Raw genomic sequence first — 16947 nt, forward strand, 5'->3', positions numbered from 1 at the left:
GACTTCCGAACCCGTATGAAAGAGACTGGCATGTTTGATACCAAAATTGCGATCGTCCTGCGAAACAATCTTGCATCCTGGCAGAAGCTGAACGTCACGGCCTTTCTGATGAGCGGCATCGCCGGACAGCACCCCGAGATGATCGGCGAGGCCTACAAGGACCGCGCCGGCAATCTCTATAATCCACTTTCCATCCAGCCGATCATCGTCCTGTCGGCCGAGGACGAGACGATGTCGGCGATCCATCGCCGCTCCCTAGAGCGCGGCGTAACTTCATCGCTGTTCATCGAAGAGATGTTCGCAACCGGCCACGACGTTGCCAACCGGGCCGTCTTTGCAGAATACGCACCTGACGATGCCAAGGTTGTCGGCATCGCCATCCGGGCAGAGAAGAAGATCGTAGACAAAATCACCAAGGGCGCGACGATGCATCAATAACGAAAACGGCCGGGCGTTGGCCCGGCCGTTTCTCTTAACTGAAGCCTGGATCAGCTCTGCGTGACGGGCGCGATCTGAACTTCGACGCGGCGGTTCTGTGCGCGACCAGCTTCCGTCGCATTCGAAGCGACCGGCTGCGACGGACCGAAGCCGACGGCCGAAACGCGGCGCGGATCGATGCCCTGCGTGCCGAGATAATCGGCAACCGACATCGCGCGGCGCTGCGACAGGTCCTGGTTGTGCTGCAGGCTGCCGGTGGAATCGGTGTGGCCGTTCACATCGATCAAGGTGCGGTTGAACTTGCGCAGGACGATCGCCACAGAATTCAGCGTCGGATAGAAGCCAGACTTTACGGCATCCTGATCGACATCGAACGTGATGTTGGACGGCATGTTGAGGATGATGTTGTCGCCGCGCCGGGTCACCGAGATACCAGTTCCCTGAAGCTGGGCGCGCAGTTCCGATTCCTGCTGGTCCATATAGTTGCCGATCGCGCCGCCTGCGAGCGCACCGACGCCGGCGCCGATCAGCGCGGCATTGCGACGTCCGACCGGCGAGCCGCCGACAGCGAGACCAGCAAGCGCGCCAACGCCGGCACCGAGCAGCGCGCCGCCCGACGTATTCGACATCTTCTGTTCGCCCGTATAGGGGTCGGTCGTGGTGCAGGCGCTAAGGTACGTTGCAGCAACAGCCAAAAGTATGAATTTCTTGATCATGGACAGGCGGATCTCCAGTTCGGTGTTGATGCGACCAGTATTAAGGATTGCGGCAACAAGATGAAACCGACGCTTTCAGACACTGGAAATCGGGCAAATTACACAACTACTGCAGATCGCAAGCAACAGCGATGAGCCAGGTGGCCGCGTCGCCCGTCGGAATCCGGGCGACGTTGTATCGCAAGACGACCGATCAGAAGTTCTGGAAGAGCTGGCGAACTGTGTCATAGCTGGCGTTGGCGATGTTCAGCGACTGTAGGCCAAGCTGCTCTTGGGTCTGAAGGGCACGCAGCCGGCTCGACTGCTCCTCCATGTCGGCATCGATCAGGCGGCTGATGCCGCGGGCGTATGAATCGTCCAACGACTGCGCGAAATCGCTCTGGATGCTGATGCGCTTTTCGAGCGCGCCGAAGGCCGAGCCCACCGTCGTCATCTGGTTCAGCATCATGTCGACGACGGTGATCATCTCTTTCACCTGCGCCTGCGTCGTGCTGCTCGAAACACCAATTTCGACCTGCCCGGCCGTATTGCCCGCGCCCTTCAACATCACGTAGTTTTGTGAGGCTCCTGCCTCTGTCGCGAAATACTGGGAGGTAAGAGCGCCATATTCACCGGAGCCCGTTGTCCGATCGTCGATCAGGTAGCGGGCATCCTTCGATGTCGTCGCCCCAACTGGGGCAAGATCGACCTCATAGCTCAGCATGTCGACCTTCACCGTCCCGTCGGAATAGCGGATGAAGGAAGATGGGATCTCCCTTGGTTTGGAGGGATCAGCTGAATCGTCGATCGCAACCCAGTTGTCACCGTTGAACTCCGCAGACTGCGCAACCGACCGCAGCTGATCCTTGAGGTGTGCAATGTCCGTGTTGATCTTGTCCTTGTCCACGCCGGACTCGGTCGCCGCGACCAGCTTTGCCTTGATCTCGCTCACGAGATCGATCGCGTTGTCGACGGCGTTGTAGGCTGTGCCCATGGTGGCAGCCGCAAGACCGAGAGCGTCGCGAATGGCTGATTGGGCTTTCTGATCGGTTTTCAGCGTTGAACTGATCGCCCAATAGGCACCGTTGTCGGACGCCTTTTCCACTCTGAGGCCGGTGGACACCTGCCTCTGGGTCTTTGTCATATCACGACCAATGTCGCGCAATACATACAGCGCGGCATCCACCGAAGTGCGCCGATAAATGCTCAAGGTACTGTACTCCGAACACAACAATACACTGATACAAACAAACCGTACCGCGAACGATCATGTCCGGGAGCGCCTGAACGAGGCGCCAGGGCGATCCTCTCAAAACGCTGGAGGACCTATCGGCTTCTGTCTGAATGATTACCGCTCATACTTAAAAAATATCTAAAATTGAGAGGAAATTCATCCAATCCTACAACTTTTTATAAGCTATAACTCGCAGGATTTTACGCGCTGAAGGCGCGCTTCGTTCACTCGGCCGCCTGAAGCCGTCCTGCCTTGGCGGCAGGGCGCGGACGGGAGGCGTGAGCCATTTCTTCGTGTAGCCGCTCCTCTTCATGAGCATGCGGCTTCGCAAAGCGCGCGATGAGCAAGTAGGCGACCGGTGTAATGTAAAGCGTCACCAGCGTCGCAAAGCCGAGGCCGCCGACAATCACCCAGCCGAGAGCAATGCGCGCTTCCGCCCCGGCGCCATGCGCGAACACCAGCGGTACACCGCCGAGGATGGTTGCGATCATGGTCATCATCACAGGTCGCAGGCGCAACGCACACGCCTTTTCGATCGCCGCGCGCACCTCCTCGCCACGATCCCGCAGCTGATTCGCAAATTCGACGATCAGAATGCCGTTCTTCGCCATGACGCCGACGAGCAACACCAGCCCAATCTGGCTGTAGATGTTGAGGCTGGACCCGGTGATAACAAGCGCGAACACGGCGCATGCAAGCCCGAGCGGCACCGTCGACATGATGATGATCGAGGACAGGACGCTCTCGAACTGTGCGGCCAGAACCAGAAAGATGATGACGATGGCAAAGCCGAAGGTCAGCGCCATGCCGCTCGAGTTTTCCTCAAGCGTTGCGGCCTCCGCGAGAGGCACAAGGCGGGCGCCGGCGGGCAGGATCGACTTGGAGATCCCAGTTGCCTCCTTGACGGCATCTCCGAGCGATAGGCCGCCCTTCAAGCCCGCAGTGATCGCAACCGAAGCAAGTTGCTGTTCGCGGTTGAGCTGCGGTGCGACGGAGCTTTCCGTCAGCGACGCGATGACCGACATCGGAACGATCTTGCCATCACCCGTCTTCAGGAAGACGTTCTCGAGATCCGTCGGGTCGTCGAGCGGTCGCGTGTTCGACGTGAGCAGTACCGGATAGGCTTCCCCCTTGACGAAGACGTCGACGACAGAGCGCCCTTCCAGTAGCGACTGCATGGCCGTCGAAAGGCCGGTAATGTCGATCCCGAGATCCGAGGCACGCTCACGGTCGATCGTCACCGACACCTGGGCCTGGGTCGGCTCGTTGGTCAATCTCGGCGTATCGTAATGGCCCGTTGCATCGAGCGCCTGGACCAATTGGGCAGCCGCAGTGGTCAGCGCCTCGTGATCGTTACCGACCAAAGCCATCTGCAGGCCGTTGCCGGCGCCGCGAATGCGCAGGCTGTTCGACTGGATGGCGTTGCCACGGAGCGCCGGGACCCTCGCAGCCGTGCGATTGATGTCGGCCACGATCTCCGCCTGCGTACGTTGCCGCTCGCCCCAAGGCGCCAATGTCAGCACCATGAAGCCGCTGTTGACCTGTCCGCCCTGCCCGGAGATGGAAAAGATGTTGCTGATGTCGCCACTGTCGACGAGCGGCTTGAGATACTCCTCGACGAGCTGCATCTTGTCGCGCGTGTATTCGAGACTGGAACCCTGGGGCGTCGTCAGGCGCATCATCACCAGCGCCCGGTCTTCATTCGGCGTCAACTCGCTTCTGACCGTCTGGAACGCAAGGACCGCCCCACCCGCGAAAATCAGGCAAGCGACGATGACGACCAGCGGCGCATTCAGGCAAGCATGCAGCGACCAACGGTAGGCATCGGCGAACCATGTGCCGAAACGTCCGAGAAGGCCGTGATCTTCGAGCATCTCCTTGGTCAATATCCGCGAGGCCAGCATTGGGCACAACGTCAAGGCGACGATCGACGAAAGGCCGACGGAGAAAGCGAGCACGAAACCGAATTCCCGGAACAGCCCACCCACCTGCCCCGGCAGGAAGGACAAAGGTATGAAGACCGCGGCAAGCGTTGCGGTCGTCGCGATGACTGCAAAGAACACCTCGCGCGTGCCAAGCACGGCGGCCGCCCGTGGCCCCATGCCTTCGGAACGGCGACGCACGATGTTTTCGAGAACGACGATGGCGTCGTCGACAACGAGACCAGTCGCCAGCACGATCGCAAGCAGCGTCAGGATGTTGATGGAAAAGCCAACGAGATAGACAGCCGCCAGCGTCCCGATCAAAGCCACCGGCATGCTGACCGCCGGAATGATCGTTGCGCGCCAATCCCTGAGGAAGAGATAGATGACGGCGGTGACGATGACAGCGGCCAGGATCAGCGCCAGCACGACCTCATGAATCGCGCCCTGGATGAACACGGCATCATCGCTGGTGATAGCGATCCGCGTCCCCTCCGGCAGCGTTTTTGACAGCTCGGCAACAGCATCCTTGATGCCGTTCGAGATGTTCAGCGTGTTCGACTGCGCCTGGCGAATGATCCCGAGACCGATGCCAGGGACGCCGTTGGAGCGCAGCGCCGTCTGCCCGTCGCGCGGCCCAAGCGTGACGTTCGCCACGTCGCCAAGGCGCACGTGGTTCTGCAGGATGACGTTGGAGAAATCTTCCGGTGTCTGCAGGCTTGCCATCGCACGCACGACGATCGTCTGCGTCGGGCTCTTCAGCGATCCGGCAGGCACGTCAAGAGCCGCGCTTGACAGCGCCTTCGTGAGATCACCGACGGTCAGCCCTCGGCTCGCAAGCTCACTCTGGTTGACGTCAACGCGGAAGACCTTCTCCTGGTCGCCATAGGCTTCGACATCGGCCACGCCGTCAACCGAAGCGAGGCGATCGATGACCTGGTTTTCGACGAGAAGGGTCAGATCGTCCATGTTGAGTTTGGACGAGGTGACTGCAAGGCGCATGATCGGTTGGGAATCCGAATCCGCCTTGACGATCTGTGGCGCATCGGCCTCTTCGGGCAGGCGATCGGCGATACGACCGATGGCATCGCGCACATCGTTTGCAGCGACCGCGAGATCGACGGAATCGGAGAATTCCAGCGTCACCCGGCTCTGGCCGAACTGCGAACTGGAGGAAATCGACTTGAGGCCGCTGACGCGGGCGGCCGCGCCCTCGATCACCTTCGTCAGTTCCTGGTCGATGGTTTGTGGCGAGGCGCCGTCGAACGTCGTGCGAACAGTGACGACCGGCCGATCTACATCAGGCAGTTCGCGCACTTCGATCCCGGCATAGGCTGCAAGGCCGGCGACGATCATCAGGGCATTGAAAACCAGCGCAAGGATCGGGCGCCGGACGAACAGCGCGGTAAATGTCTGTTTGCCGGAAGCCGGCTTGTCCTGCATTTCAATCACGTTCATTGCGTGACGGGCTCCGAATTCGCCGCGACTTCGCCGGCAACCCGCACTGCGCCGCCTTCACGGACACGCTGCAGGCCCTCGGTAACGATGGCGTCGCCATCCTTCAGATCAGCCTTAACGAGAATATAGTCTGGATTGCGCTGCACGATACTGACCCGCACTTTGCCGGACTTGCCATCGACGACTTGCCAAACAAATGCCCCTTGCGAGTCCCATTGGACTGAAAGCGGATCAACCGCCGGATATCGGTCGCCGCCGAATTTCATTCCGACATTGAAGGACATGCCCGCGCGCAACTCGTCGGAGGCGTTGTCGATCCGGGCCCGCACGCGCATCGTCCGACTTGCGGCGTCGATACGGTTGTCGATTGCTTCGACCACACCTGAAAATACGCGTCCGGGTCGGGCGACCGACGTTGCCTCAACCGGCTGGCCTACCGTGATGGTGTTGGCGAAGCGTTCAGGCACCCAGTAGTCGACGAGGATTTCGGTCCGGTCGTCGAGCGTCGCAACCGGTGTGGTCGTCGAAACGTTGTCGCCGATGTTGACCGGGATGATTCCGACAATACCATCGATCGGCGCAACGATGCTGCGGCGCTCAAGATTGAGCTCGGCTGCCTGCAACTGCAAGCGTGCACCCTGCTCCGCGATCTCGGCATCGAAGACATCCATGCGTGACACGCTGGATTTGATGTTGTGGTAGAGGCTGGATTTCTCGACGGCGCTTTTCAATGCGACATCAGCCTGGCCGCGAGCGATGACTTGCTCTTCGCTGTCCAGCTTTGCCAGAACCTGCCCCTTGGTGATCCTGTCGCCCGACTTGATCAGAATCTCGCGGATCGTGCCGCTCGCCTGCGGCATGACCACCACCGAACGAATGGCATCGCCCGTCCCGATGGCGCTCAACCGGTCGTTGACGACGCCGCGAACGACAGCTTGAGTGGCGACGAGAACCGGAGCATTGGCGCCGCCACCGCCACGACGCCGCGATTGTCCCTCTCCACCGGCAGCGGGCTGCGACGCAGCCTCAGTGGGGGCCAATTTTGAAGCTTCTGAAAACCCGGCCTTACGCAGTGTCTCGCCAGCCCCAGGCACAAAGTAAACCCATCCGGCAAAGCCGGCCGCAATTACGACAAGGCAAACTAAAAACTGCTTCCAAAATGGCATTCACGTCTCCAGAGGGACTCGAGGCTAGTCCAGGGTCTATCGAAAGAGGCGTTCGCAGGACAAATTGCCGCGCGTCTGCGACAATATTGTCTCTTTGCTGACCACCGGCAAGCGAATTGGTCCCGCATTACTGAATTGTAATATCAAGACTGAGTTACTGTTATGGCAACCCTCAACCCTCTTGACCCTGTTGTAGAATTTCGTCCTCAACGTCAAATGACGGTTTTGTTTTCTAACGTCTATTGACGATGCTTGCGCACAACCGCGGCAGTCTCTTCCCATCCATTCGGGCAGTTCCCGCAGCCGGCTCCCCCGAATGCCCTGCGCAAGCTGAGGAAAGCTAGCCTTAGGGGAATGAAAGCAGAACATCTTTTCTGGCCTTTCCATCCCGAATCACTACATTACGCGCCATGAGCAATAGTTTCGACGATATCCCCTTCTTCGATGAAGAGCCGGATGAGCCGCCGCGCAAGCAGCCGGCTCCCGCCGCTCCTGCCGCCGGAGGGCTCGCCGCCCGCGCCATGGCTGCGCGCGATGGCGGCAAGCGCCCCGATTATCTTTCTGGTTTGAACCCTGAGCAAACCGAAGCCGTCGAAACGCTGGAAGGCCCCGTTCTCGTGCTCGCGGGCGCGGGTACCGGCAAGACGCGCGTTCTGACGACGCGCATCGCCCATATCCTCAACACCGGCCGCGCATTTCCCTCGCAGATTCTTGCCGTGACCTTCACCAACAAGGCCGCCCGCGAGATGAAGGAGCGCATCGCCGTGCTCGTCGGCGGCGCGGTCGAGGGCATGCCGTGGCTCGGCACATTCCACTCGATCGGCGTCAAGCTTCTGCGCCGCCACGCCGAGCTGGTCGGGCTGCGCTCCGATTTCACCATTCTCGACACCGACGACGTCGTGCGTTTGATCAAACAGCTCATCCAGGCAGAAGGCCTCGATGACAAGCGCTGGCCTGCCAAGCAGTTCGCCGGCATGATCGATACGTGGAAGAACAAGGGCCTTGGACCGGGAGATATTCCGGAAGGCGACGCCCGCGCCTTCGCCAATGGCAAGGGCCGCGAACTCTACTTCGCCTACCAGCAACGGCTGTCGACGCTGAACGCCTGCGACTTCGGCGATCTCCTGATGCACCCGATCGCGATCTTCCGGAAGCATCCGGATCTTCTCAAGGAGTATCACGGCCGCTTCCGTTACATCCTCGTCGACGAGTATCAGGATACGAACACCGCCCAGTACATGTGGCTGCGGCTGCTTGCGCAGCGTCCGAAGGGCGAACTGCAGAACGTCTGCTGCGTCGGCGACGACGACCAGTCGATCTACGGCTGGCGCGGCGCCGAGGTGGACAACATCCTCCGCTTCGAGAAGGATTTTCCGGGCGCCAAGGTGATCAAGCTTGAGCGCAACTATCGCTCGACGGCGCATATTCTCGGTGCCGCCGGTCACCTGATCGCCCACAACGAAGGCCGCCTCGGCAAGACGCTTTTCACCGACCGTAGAGATCCCGAGGATATCAAGGTGCAGGTGCACGCCTCGTGGGATTCCGAGGAAGAGGCCCGCGCTATCGGCGAGGAAATCGAGCAGCTTCAGCGTGGCGACGCTACCGGCAAGCGGCATCTGCTGAACGACATGGCAATCCTGGTTCGCGCCTCGTTCCAGATGCGCGAATTCGAAGACCGCTTCGTCACGCTTGGCCTCAACTACCGCGTCATCGGCGGCCCCCGGTTCTACGAGCGCCTCGAGATCCGCGATGCGATGGCCTATTTCCGCCTCGTCGCCCAACCTGCCGACGATCTTGCCTTCGAACGCATCATCAACACCCCGAAGCGCGGCCTCGGCGATACGACCGTGCGCGCGCTTCACGATTACGCCCGCGCTCGCGACATTCCGATGCTGGCGGCGGCCGCCGACATGATCGAGACTGACGAGCTGAAGCCGAAAGCGCGCAAAGCCCTCTTCGACGTCGTTCAATCATTCCGCCGTTGGCAGGAGATGCTCGAGAGCACGCCGCATACCGAGCTTGCCGAGCAGATCCTCGAGGAGTCGGGCTACACCGACATGTGGAAGAACGACAAATCGGCCGATGCGCCGACCCGTCTCGAAAACCTCAAGGAACTCATCCGCTCGATGGAAAGCTTCGAGTCGATGCGCGGCTTCCTCGAGCACGTCGCGCTGGTGATGGACGCAGAGCAAAACGAAAACCTCGACGCCGTCTCGATCATGACACTGCACTCCGCCAAAGGTTTGGAATTCGACACCGTCTTCCTGCCGGGTTGGGAGGAAGGCTTGTTCCCGCACCAGCGTTCGCTCGACGAAAGCGGCCGTGCCGGTCTCGAGGAGGAACGCCGCCTTGCTTATGTCGGCATCACCCGTGCCAAACACCGTTGCCACATCTGGTTCGTCTCCAACCGTCGCATTCATGGCCTGTGGCAGTCGACCATTCCGTCGCGCTTCCTCGATGAACTGCCGGAAACGCATGTCGAGGTTGCGGAAACGGAACAGAGCTACGGCGGCTACGGTCGCGGCGGAGGCTACGGCCAATCGCGCTTCGACAAGGCCGATCCCTTCGCCAATTCTTATTCGACACCCGGCTGGAAGCGTGCCCAGCAGAACAAGACGGACGCCACCCGCGACAACTGGGGCACCCGCTCCGGCCACGCCGTCGAACACATCGGCTACGGCGAAAGCGGCCCGCGCGGTCGCACCATCGATGGCGAACTGGTGGCGAAATCGACCGCCACGGAACCGTCGAAGTTCAAGACCGGCGACCGCGTCTTCCACTTGAAGTTCGGCAACGGCAACATCGTCGAGATTGAAGGCAACAAGCTGACGATCGAGTTCGACCGTGCCGGGCAGAAGCGGGTCTTGGATGGGTTTGTCGAGCGGGTTTCGTAAGGCAAACCACCAACAAATGCCCGCGGCACCCCTCACCCATTCGTGACTTCGCTTCCCGTGCCGCCTCCCGCATACTACCGCCTCCCGCGCGCACTGATCGCGGGAGAGAAGGAGGACGCAGATGAAACGCTATTCGCTATCTCTGATCGCAGCCTCGCTCATGGTTGCCGTGTTGAGCAATCCGGGCATCGCATTCGCCTGCAACAACATCATTCTCGGAACCTGAGATCGACAGGCGTTTGCGCAGCCGCATTTGCGGCTGGAAATCAGAATTCATGAGCGGGCGTGGCGCCCGCTCATCCCAGGATCGGCATCGACCCCAAGCCCAATATGTCATTGAGCAACGCCAAGGCGATGCCGGCGGCAACAAACGCAATCCCGATCAGAAATAGCCGCCTTGCCCGGTCGTACTTGGCCGCAACCAGTGAGTCCCGCGCAAGCAGGTCGGCAAAAACCTTGACCTGCAGCGCAATTCCCACTGTCAGCAGCAGCATCGGCAGGATGTCGATCCGGCTCCAATCGTTTGGATTCGAGACCCAGCGGCTGATGAAGCTCAGGGAAAAGCCGAGGATGATGCCGGCTGCCGTCAGCGAGCCGTTGCGGAACGTCGCGTCGATCTTCTCTTCTGGACCGGGCTCGGTCATGGCTTGGGCTCCGGGTGATCCTTCGGCAAAGAAAGGCAGAGATTCCCGGAATCGGCAAGACCACGGCTCGCCGCAGATCCTATGGACACTACGCGCAGGCTTCAGCCGCAAACCTTGCGCCCCGCTCTTCAAGCAGGCGTCGCAGGACGCTTCGATGGCATCTGCTTTCGCTCTCGCAGTAGCAGCCGATCGAAAACTGGCTGGCATGGGAAAGCGCCGCCAGCAGGTCGAGCACATGGCTCGCCTCCGGCACTTTCATTTCCTTGGTGAAGCTGCGCACGAAGGCCGTCCACTCGGCGTCGGTGGCTGCCGCCTTCGCTTCGGTTACAAGTGCCTGGCTCGGCGAAAGGATTGGCAGCCAGACGTCATAGTAGTTGCGGCTGGCAAACTCTTCCTTCGGCACGCCCCGCGGCGGCCGGCGGACAGTGCCGATCCGCACGCCCTCACCCTCTCCCCTCGGCGACCCCAATTTCACGACACTAATAGCCACTGCAGCCTCTCCATCGACCCGCCGCGATATCTACAGCAAACGCCGCGCTCTCACCAGCAGCAGCAAGCTGGTCGTGTCTACCAGAGACCCGGGCAAAGGCGCCACCTGACCTCCTTGCGGTAAGCGCCATAACCCGGCAGATCCCGCACGAGGTGTTTTTCCTCGTCGAGCAGCCGCGCAATAAGGCCGCCCAGGATCGGCAGCACCACGAGCACGCCCCAGTAAGAGCCGAGCGCCAAGGGTACGCCGAGAAACATCGGCAAGGCTGACGCATACATCGGATGACGCACAAGACTATAGAGACCCGTCGAGATCACTCGCTGCTCAGCGGTCACGCCGACGGTCGCCGCCGCAAACGAGTTCTGCCGGAACACAAAGAAGAACCCGATGTAGCCGGCAGCGATCAACAGGTTGCCGAGAACGACGACGGCGACGGGAACGGAGCCCGACCAACCATACCGGTAGTCGAGCGTCGAGACGACGAAGAGCGCAATAATTGCAACGCTGTTGAAGGATTGTATGCGCTTCTGCGATGGCTCACGTTCAGCCGTCGGCCCGACGTGGAGACGCTGTTCAACCAGTTTCGGATCGTGATTGACGAAATATACGGTAAGGGCCGCGGACCACCCGCAGAAATTCGCAAGAAACAGCCATCCTTGCCAATAAGACAGGGAACCCGCGATAACGAAGGTTATCACCAGCATGACGAGGCAAAACTTCACAGTCGCCACCGTCGCTTGCCGCCCGATACTCTGAACGCTACTCACCATTGTCACACTCTCGCGTGTTTGGTGCCGCGAGATCCCATCACGTTAGATTGGCCTGACGACGCGCGCGTCAATGGCGCGGAAGAGAAACCACGGCGTCAAGACAGCGCAACCTGGTATCGCCGCGTCAAGCGAAGGTTTACGAATCATCCTTAAAGATCCGTGAGGTAACGCCGCGCACTCAACAATCGAAAGTCCTGTCATGAGCGATTCCGATATCTTTGACCTCTCACCTATCGCGATGTGGATCGAGGATTTCAGCGGTGTTAAGACACAATTCGATCGCTGGCGCGCCGAAGGCGTCGAAGATATCAGAGCCTATCTGAGGGAGGACACGAGACGCGTCGCCTCCTGCTCGCAACTGATCCGCGTACTGCGCGTCAACCGCAAGACACTCGAACTCTTCGAAGCCAACGACCTCGACCACTTAGTAGCAAATCTCGGTTCGGTCTTTCGCGATGAGATGCTCGAAAGCCACGTCAACGAACTGGCCGAACTCTGGGACGGCAAGACGGAGTTCACGAGCAGCGCCGTCAACTACACACTGTCCGGACGCCGGCTCGATATCCAGCTGCGCGGCTCGGTGCTGCCAGGGCACGAGCAACCGCTTACACAAGTGATGCTCACGACCGAAGATGTCGCCGGTTTCGCTTTGGGTCGAGGATTTCAGCCGAATCAAGCTGCTGCTGCAGAGTGTTCGCGATCGCGGTATCGACGATTTCAGGGTGTTCACCGATGTCCACCCGGAATTCGTGCGCCAGTGCATGAGCGAGATTCGTGTCATCGACGTCAACCAGGCGACACTAGACCTGTTCTGCGCACCGGACCGCCGCACGCTGATGCACCGTATCGGCGACGTCTTTCGCGATGACATGGAAAAGCATTTCCGCGAACAGCTGATCGAGTTGTGGCATGGCCGTCTATTCCACCAGCGTGAAGTCGTGAACTACGCGCTTGACGGCTCCGAGCGCTATGTCCTCCTTCAGTTCTCGGTTTTGCCCGGCCACGAGGCGGACTGGGCATTGGTGCAGGTAGCGCTCACCGACATCACCGCGCGCAAGAAGGCCGAGGCCTATCTCGAATACCTCGGCAAGCACGACGTGCTGACCAAGCTCCACAATCGCGCCTTCTACGTCGACGAACTGAACAGGCTGGAGCGCAAGTCGCTGCGTCCGGCCTCCGCGGTTATCATCGATCTCAACGGCCTGAAGGAAGCAAACGACCAGCTCGGGCATGACGCAGGCGACGCGCTGCTGCGTCGACTGGGCGAAGTTCTGGGCGGCGCTGTCGCACAACCCAACCATGCGGCCCGAATCGGCGGCGACGAGTTTGCAGTTCTCATGCCTGGCGCTGACAAGCAGGCCGTCGCCACGATGGTCGAGACGATCGGCGAACTTCTGAAGATCAACAACCAGTTCTATTCCAATGCACCGCTGAGCATTTCTCTCGGTGTCTCGACAAGCGAGCCCGGGGAAACGATGGAGTCGATGGTGCGGCGTGCCGACATTGCCATGTACGCACAGAAGCGCGCCTATCACGCCAGTCGCACGGCAGAAGAACAGGCAGGCGCGAAATCCGCTTCCGCGGCCTAAGACCCGTCCAATTCGCGATCGAGAACCTCCGATCAACCGCGCAATAAAATAGATTGAATACTACCAATTCGACTCCAAATGAATATATGAAGCCTTGTGGCTTGCTGCACGCCTCCTCCCAAGCGCTCTGCCGAGCCACCGCCGGCCCATTGCCTTGATAGCTCCGAGGGAAGTTTCCGGCGCAACAAGAACAAGAGGTACAAGACAGTGGCTGGTATCATCACCAACAACGCCGCGACGACACGCCCGGCGACGACTTCCCCAGCAGCGAACTATCGATTTGCCCTCGTGGCGCTGACGTCGCTGTTTTTCATGTGGGGCTTCATCACCTGCCTGAACGACATTCTCATTCCGCATCTGAAGAACGTCTTCCAACTGAATTACACGCAGTCCATGCTGATTCAGTTCTGCTTCTTCGGCGCGTACTTCATCATCTCCTTGCCCGCCGGCGCGCTGGTCAAGCGCATCAGCTACAAGTGGGGCATCGTAACCGGCCTCCTCATCGCGGCGGTCGGCTGCGCGCTATTCATTCCGGCAGCGAGCTACCGCGTCTACGCGCTCTTCCTCGGAGCCTTTTTCGTCCTGGCAACCGGGATCACTCTGCTTCAAGTCGCCGCCAATCCCTATGTCACCGTGCTCGGTCCACCCGACACGGCCGCAAGCCGCCTGACCCTGACGCAGGCATTCAACTCTCTGGGCACCACGCTTGCTCCCATGTTCGGTGCGTTCCTGATCCTGTCCGCTACGACCGCCGCCGTCGTCGGCGCCACACCCGAACAACTCGATGCCATGAGGCTCGCCGAAGCGGGCGCCGTGAAGTTTCCCTACATGCTCCTGGCCATCGCCTTCCTGGTATTGGCAGCGCTCTTTGCAGCCCTGAAGCTGCCGCATGTTGACGGTGCCGAAGAGATCGAGCCGATCACCGGCGGCGGCTCTGCGTGGCAGTATCGCCACTTGGTGCTCGGCGCCGTCGGCATCTTCGTCTACGTCGGTGCCGAAGTCAGCATCGGCAGTTTCCTCGTCAACTTCATGAGCCAGCCTGATATCGCTGGCTTTTCAGAAGCCGAGGCCGCGCATCACGTGTCCTATTTCTGGGGCGGCGCGATGATCGGTCGCTTTGTCGGCGCTGTCGTGATGCGCTATGTCGACGACGGCAAGGCGCTTGCGTTCAATGCTCTTGTCGTGATCGCACTGCTGCTGCTTACGGTCTTCTCGAGCGGTCACGTCGCCATGTGGTCGGTCTTGGCGATCGGACTCTTCAACTCGATCATGTTCCCGACGATCTTCAGTCTGGCCCTCTACGGTCTTGGAAAATACACGAGCCAGGGCTCCGGTATCCTGTGCCTGGCAATCGTCGGCGGCGCCTTGCTTCCGCTCGTTCAGGGCGCGCTCGCAGACACGATCGGCATTCATCTTGCCTTCCTGATGCCGGTTCTGTGTTATGCTTACATCGCCTTTTACGGCCTGAAAGGGCACCGGCCGAGCTGACCCTTTCAAGGCGCACTTCGCCGATCTGCGGCGAAGTGTCTTGGCGCTTGCGCCATCCCTTCACCCTTGGCATGGTGCAGCGCACAACTCGAGGGAATCGCACCGATGAAAGCCTTGTTGCTGGTCGATATTCAAAATGGCTTCTGCCCAGGCGGCAACCTTCCGGTGCTGGATGGCCACGAGGTGGTCCCCATCGCGAATCGTCTGATCGAGAGCGGCAAATATGATCTGATCGTTGCCTCGCAGGACTGGCATCCGGCCGGTCACGGCAGCTTCGCTTCCTCTCACCCGGGAAAGCAGCCCTTCGAACTCGGCACGCTGTCGGGCAAGCCGCAGATGATGTGGCCGGACCACTGCGTTCAGGGCACGACGGACGCGGAACTGCATCCGGACCTCAAGATGGGCAAGATCGATCTCATCCTGCAAAAGGGCGAGAATCACAGTGTCGACAGCTACTCCGCGTTTCGCGACAACGATCAGGACGCGCTGACGGGTCTTGCCCATTTCCTCGAGGGCCAGGAGGTGACCGATCTGGACGTTTGCGGCCTCGCAACCGACTACTGCGTGAAGTTCTCGGCATTGGATGCGACCGAAATGATGCCCGGCGTGCGGGTTCGCTTCATCGAAGACGCCAGCCGCGGCATATCGCCTGAGGGCGTTGCGGCGGCGATCGAGGAGATGCGCGAGCATGGCATCGATATCATCACCAGCCGGCAGGTTCTCGACGGCTAGGGTGGGGACCCAGCTACGCCGTCGCATTCCGTTGCAATTGGTAGACGTCCTCGGAAAAGTCGTCGATGCGTCTGGCGAGCGCGACTTGCGCATCTTCCAGCCCCTTCTTGTAGTGGGCGGCTCCAACTTCCTTCGCAAAGAACTCGAGCACGAATTCCGCTTTCAGGACGCCGATAGGCTGGTCCAGTTCGCTGCTGAAATAGTGCTGAATCCGCGCAAGAAGTTCGGCCTTCTCTTCCTTCGAAAATTCGATCTGGTTCATGTTTCCTCCCCGAACGGCAATCAGTCGCGACCGCATCGTTCAGCGAAATCGATCGTTCAATCAAGGAAATTTGCTTGCGGCAGGTACTACCCCTCCTTACACGGAAGGCAAAATTCCAGAAGGATTGTCGCCGATGAGTCGCGCTGATTTTTTCGACGGTTTGCGCGGTGGCTCGGCCATCGCGCTAGCCTCGGCCCCGTTCGGGGCCTTGTTTGGAGCGCTCGCGGTCGATAACGGCATGTCACTTGCGGAGGTGACCTTCATGAGTGCCACCGTCTATGCCGGCGCGAGCCAGATGGTCGGTATCGAGCTCTTCGGTCACGATGTCCAGGCGTGGCTGATTGTAGCCTCGATCCTCGCCGTCAACTTCCGTCATGTCCTCTATTCGGCGGCGATCGCGCCTTACATCAAGCACTTTTCGCCGCTCCAGAAGTTCTTCACCTTCTTCCTTCTGGTTGATCCGCAGTTTGCTGAAACGGTCAAACGCGGCGAAGCCGGCAAGCCGGTCACCTTCGTCTGGTATCTCGGCTTTGGCATCATAATCTACGTGCCCTGGGTCTTCGTCAGCCTGCTGGGCGGCATGCTCGGAAGCTACATCGGCGACCCCAAATCGATCGGACTGGACATCCTGCTGCCAGCCTATTTCCTCGGCATCGTCCTCGATTTCCGCCACCGCGACAATTTTCTGCCGGTCGCAGCCGTTAGCGCTGTCGCCTCTGTGATCGCCTATCACTATGTCGGTTCGCCTTGGCATGTAAGCCTTGGCGCCGCTGCCGGCATCGTACTTGCCGCCCTGTTCCCGCCCCCGCCACATGAACAGGAACTCGAATCCGATCTGCACGAGGTATGACGATGGCCTTCGATCTTCACATGGCGCTCGTGATCCTGGCGGCAGCGGCTGCGACCTACGCGACGCGCATCGGTGGCTATATCCTCATCACGACAATGAAGCGCATCCCGCCGCGCATGGAGGCAGCACTTGCCGCAGTTCCCGCCGCGGTGTTGACGACGCTTGTCGCGCCGGCCTTCTTCACCGGCGGCTGGGAGTCGAAGCTCGCCCTGCTGGCAGCGCTCGTCGTCGGCCTGCGGGCCTCGCACACTTGGATGTTGATTGTCGCATGGCTCGTCGTGATGGCCTGGCGTCACACCATCGGCATGTGACGCC

14 protein-coding genes and 1 pseudogene are annotated in these 16947 nt (G+C 60.2%); 7 read left to right on the plus strand and 8 right to left on the minus strand.

What is annotated here, in order from left to right; translation table 11 throughout:
- Window positions 1-30: 30 nt before the first annotated feature.
- Window positions 31-438, plus strand: a complete 408-nt coding sequence (locus RGCCGE502_RS12250) for a DUF2000 family protein (protein WP_016554479.1) — start codon at window positions 31-33, stop codon at window positions 436-438.
- A gap of 50 nt (window positions 439-488) precedes the next feature.
- Here RGCCGE502_RS12250 and RGCCGE502_RS12255 read toward each other — a convergent pair whose 3' ends face one another.
- The 4 genes from RGCCGE502_RS12255 to RGCCGE502_RS12270 all read right to left on the minus strand — a co-directional run bounded on the left by RGCCGE502_RS12255 (window position 489) and on the right by RGCCGE502_RS12270 (window position 6913).
- Window positions 489-1154, minus strand: a complete 666-nt coding sequence (locus RGCCGE502_RS12255) for a YiaD family glycine zipper/OmpA-like lipoprotein (RefSeq protein ID WP_016554480.1) — start codon at window positions 1152-1154, stop codon at window positions 489-491.
- Between the two features lie 193 nt (window positions 1155-1347).
- Window positions 1348-2343, minus strand: coding sequence for a flagellin N-terminal helical domain-containing protein (locus tag RGCCGE502_RS12260; RefSeq protein ID WP_016554481.1), 996 nt, complete (start codon window positions 2341-2343; stop codon window positions 1348-1350).
- A gap of 248 nt (window positions 2344-2591) precedes the next feature.
- Window positions 2592-5747, minus strand: a complete 3156-nt coding sequence (locus RGCCGE502_RS12265; RefSeq protein ID WP_016554482.1) for an efflux RND transporter permease subunit — start codon at window positions 5745-5747, stop codon at window positions 2592-2594.
- Window positions 5744-6913 carry an efflux RND transporter periplasmic adaptor subunit gene (locus RGCCGE502_RS12270; protein ID WP_016554483.1) on the minus strand — a complete coding sequence of 390 codons (1170 nt, stop codon included), beginning with the start codon at window positions 6911-6913 and terminating at the stop codon, window positions 5744-5746. Before RGCCGE502_RS12270 ends, RGCCGE502_RS12265 begins: the two co-directional genes overlap by 4 nt.
- Before the next feature lie 410 nt (window positions 6914-7323).
- Between RGCCGE502_RS12270 and RGCCGE502_RS12275 the strand changes: the two genes are divergently transcribed.
- Entirely contained in the window at window positions 7324-9807 is a 2484-nt protein-coding gene (locus RGCCGE502_RS12275) for an ATP-dependent helicase (protein WP_016554484.1), read from the plus strand.
- Window positions 9808-10103: 296 nt separating this feature from the next.
- On the opposite strand, the gene RGCCGE502_RS12280 is transcribed toward RGCCGE502_RS12275, so the two are convergent.
- The 3 genes from RGCCGE502_RS12280 to RGCCGE502_RS12290 form a co-directional block, all read right to left on the minus strand.
- The gene (locus RGCCGE502_RS12280) at window positions 10104-10451 is read right to left on the minus strand and encodes a hypothetical protein (protein WP_016554485.1); all 348 of its coding nucleotides are present in this window, start codon (window positions 10449-10451) and stop codon (window positions 10104-10106) included.
- An 88-nt stretch (window positions 10452-10539) separates the two neighbouring features.
- Window positions 10540-10941: a DUF488 domain-containing protein gene (locus tag RGCCGE502_RS12285; protein WP_016554486.1), complete on the minus strand. Its 402-nt coding sequence runs from the start codon at window positions 10939-10941 to the stop codon at window positions 10540-10542.
- 77 nt (window positions 10942-11018) lie between these two features.
- Complete coding sequence (locus RGCCGE502_RS12290) at window positions 11019-11711, minus strand: methyltransferase family protein (RefSeq protein ID WP_019279907.1); 693 nt, start codon at window positions 11709-11711, stop codon at window positions 11019-11021.
- Between the two features lie 199 nt (window positions 11712-11910).
- Here RGCCGE502_RS12290 and RGCCGE502_RS12295 point away from each other — a divergent pair.
- The 3 genes and pseudogenes from RGCCGE502_RS12295 to pncA all read left to right on the plus strand — a co-directional run bounded on the left by RGCCGE502_RS12295 (window position 11911) and on the right by pncA (window position 15520).
- A pseudogene (locus RGCCGE502_RS12295) lies at window positions 11911-13300 on the plus strand (sensor domain-containing diguanylate cyclase).
- 207 nt (window positions 13301-13507) lie between these two features.
- Complete coding sequence (locus RGCCGE502_RS12300; protein ID WP_016554488.1) at window positions 13508-14788, plus strand: sugar MFS transporter; 1281 nt, start codon at window positions 13508-13510, stop codon at window positions 14786-14788.
- Between the two features lie 105 nt (window positions 14789-14893).
- Window positions 14894-15520: a bifunctional nicotinamidase/pyrazinamidase gene (pncA, locus tag RGCCGE502_RS12305; RefSeq protein ID WP_016554489.1), complete on the plus strand. Its 627-nt coding sequence runs from the start codon at window positions 14894-14896 to the stop codon at window positions 15518-15520.
- 13 nt (window positions 15521-15533) lie between these two features.
- Here the strand turns inward: pncA and RGCCGE502_RS12310 are convergent, their stop codons facing one another.
- Window positions 15534-15782: a DUF2164 domain-containing protein gene (locus RGCCGE502_RS12310; RefSeq protein ID WP_016554490.1), complete on the minus strand. Its 249-nt coding sequence runs from the start codon at window positions 15780-15782 to the stop codon at window positions 15534-15536.
- 133 nt (window positions 15783-15915) lie between these two features.
- Here RGCCGE502_RS12310 and RGCCGE502_RS12315 point away from each other — a divergent pair, with 133 nt between their 5' ends.
- Together RGCCGE502_RS12315 and RGCCGE502_RS12320 are read left to right on the plus strand one after the other, a co-directional pair.
- Window positions 15916-16632, plus strand: a complete 717-nt coding sequence (locus RGCCGE502_RS12315) for an AzlC family ABC transporter permease (protein ID WP_016554491.1) — start codon at window positions 15916-15918, stop codon at window positions 16630-16632.
- A 2-nt stretch (window positions 16633-16634) separates the two neighbouring features.
- Window positions 16635-16943: an AzlD domain-containing protein gene (locus RGCCGE502_RS12320; protein ID WP_016554492.1), complete on the plus strand. Its 309-nt coding sequence runs from the start codon at window positions 16635-16637 to the stop codon at window positions 16941-16943.
- Window positions 16944-16947: the final 4 nt, after the last annotated feature.

This window comes from Rhizobium grahamii CCGE 502 (assembly GCF_000298315.2).
Taxonomy (GTDB): Bacteria; Pseudomonadota; Alphaproteobacteria; order Rhizobiales; family Rhizobiaceae; genus Rhizobium; species Rhizobium grahamii.

Excerpts from the sequence above, each read along its gene's own strand:
- RGCCGE502_RS12250 (WP_016554479.1), top strand. The coding sequence starts at position 31 with ATGTTTGATACCAAAATTGCGATCGTCCTGCGAAACAATCTTGCATCC.
- RGCCGE502_RS12255 (WP_016554480.1), bottom strand. The coding sequence starts at position 1,154 with ATGATCAAGAAATTCATACTTTTGGCTGTTGCTGCAACGTACCTTAGC.
- RGCCGE502_RS12265 (WP_016554482.1), bottom strand. The coding sequence starts at position 5,747 with ATGAACGTGATTGAAATGCAGGACAAGCCGGCTTCCGGCAAACAGACA.
- RGCCGE502_RS12270 (WP_016554483.1), bottom strand. The coding sequence starts at position 6,913 with ATGCCATTTTGGAAGCAGTTTTTAGTTTGCCTTGTCGTAATTGCGGCC.
- RGCCGE502_RS12275 (WP_016554484.1), top strand. The coding sequence starts at position 7,324 with ATGAGCAATAGTTTCGACGATATCCCCTTCTTCGATGAAGAGCCGGAT.
- RGCCGE502_RS12280 (WP_016554485.1), bottom strand. The coding sequence starts at position 10,451 with ATGACCGAGCCCGGTCCAGAAGAGAAGATCGACGCGACGTTCCGCAAC.
- RGCCGE502_RS12290 (WP_019279907.1), bottom strand. The coding sequence starts at position 11,711 with ATGGTGAGTAGCGTTCAGAGTATCGGGCGGCAAGCGACGGTGGCGACT.
- pncA (WP_016554489.1), top strand. The coding sequence starts at position 14,894 with ATGAAAGCCTTGTTGCTGGTCGATATTCAAAATGGCTTCTGCCCAGGC.
- RGCCGE502_RS12310 (WP_016554490.1), bottom strand. The coding sequence starts at position 15,782 with ATGAACCAGATCGAATTTTCGAAGGAAGAGAAGGCCGAACTTCTTGCG.
- RGCCGE502_RS12315 (WP_016554491.1), top strand. The coding sequence starts at position 15,916 with ATGAGTCGCGCTGATTTTTTCGACGGTTTGCGCGGTGGCTCGGCCATC.
- RGCCGE502_RS12320 (WP_016554492.1), top strand. The coding sequence starts at position 16,635 with ATGGCCTTCGATCTTCACATGGCGCTCGTGATCCTGGCGGCAGCGGCT.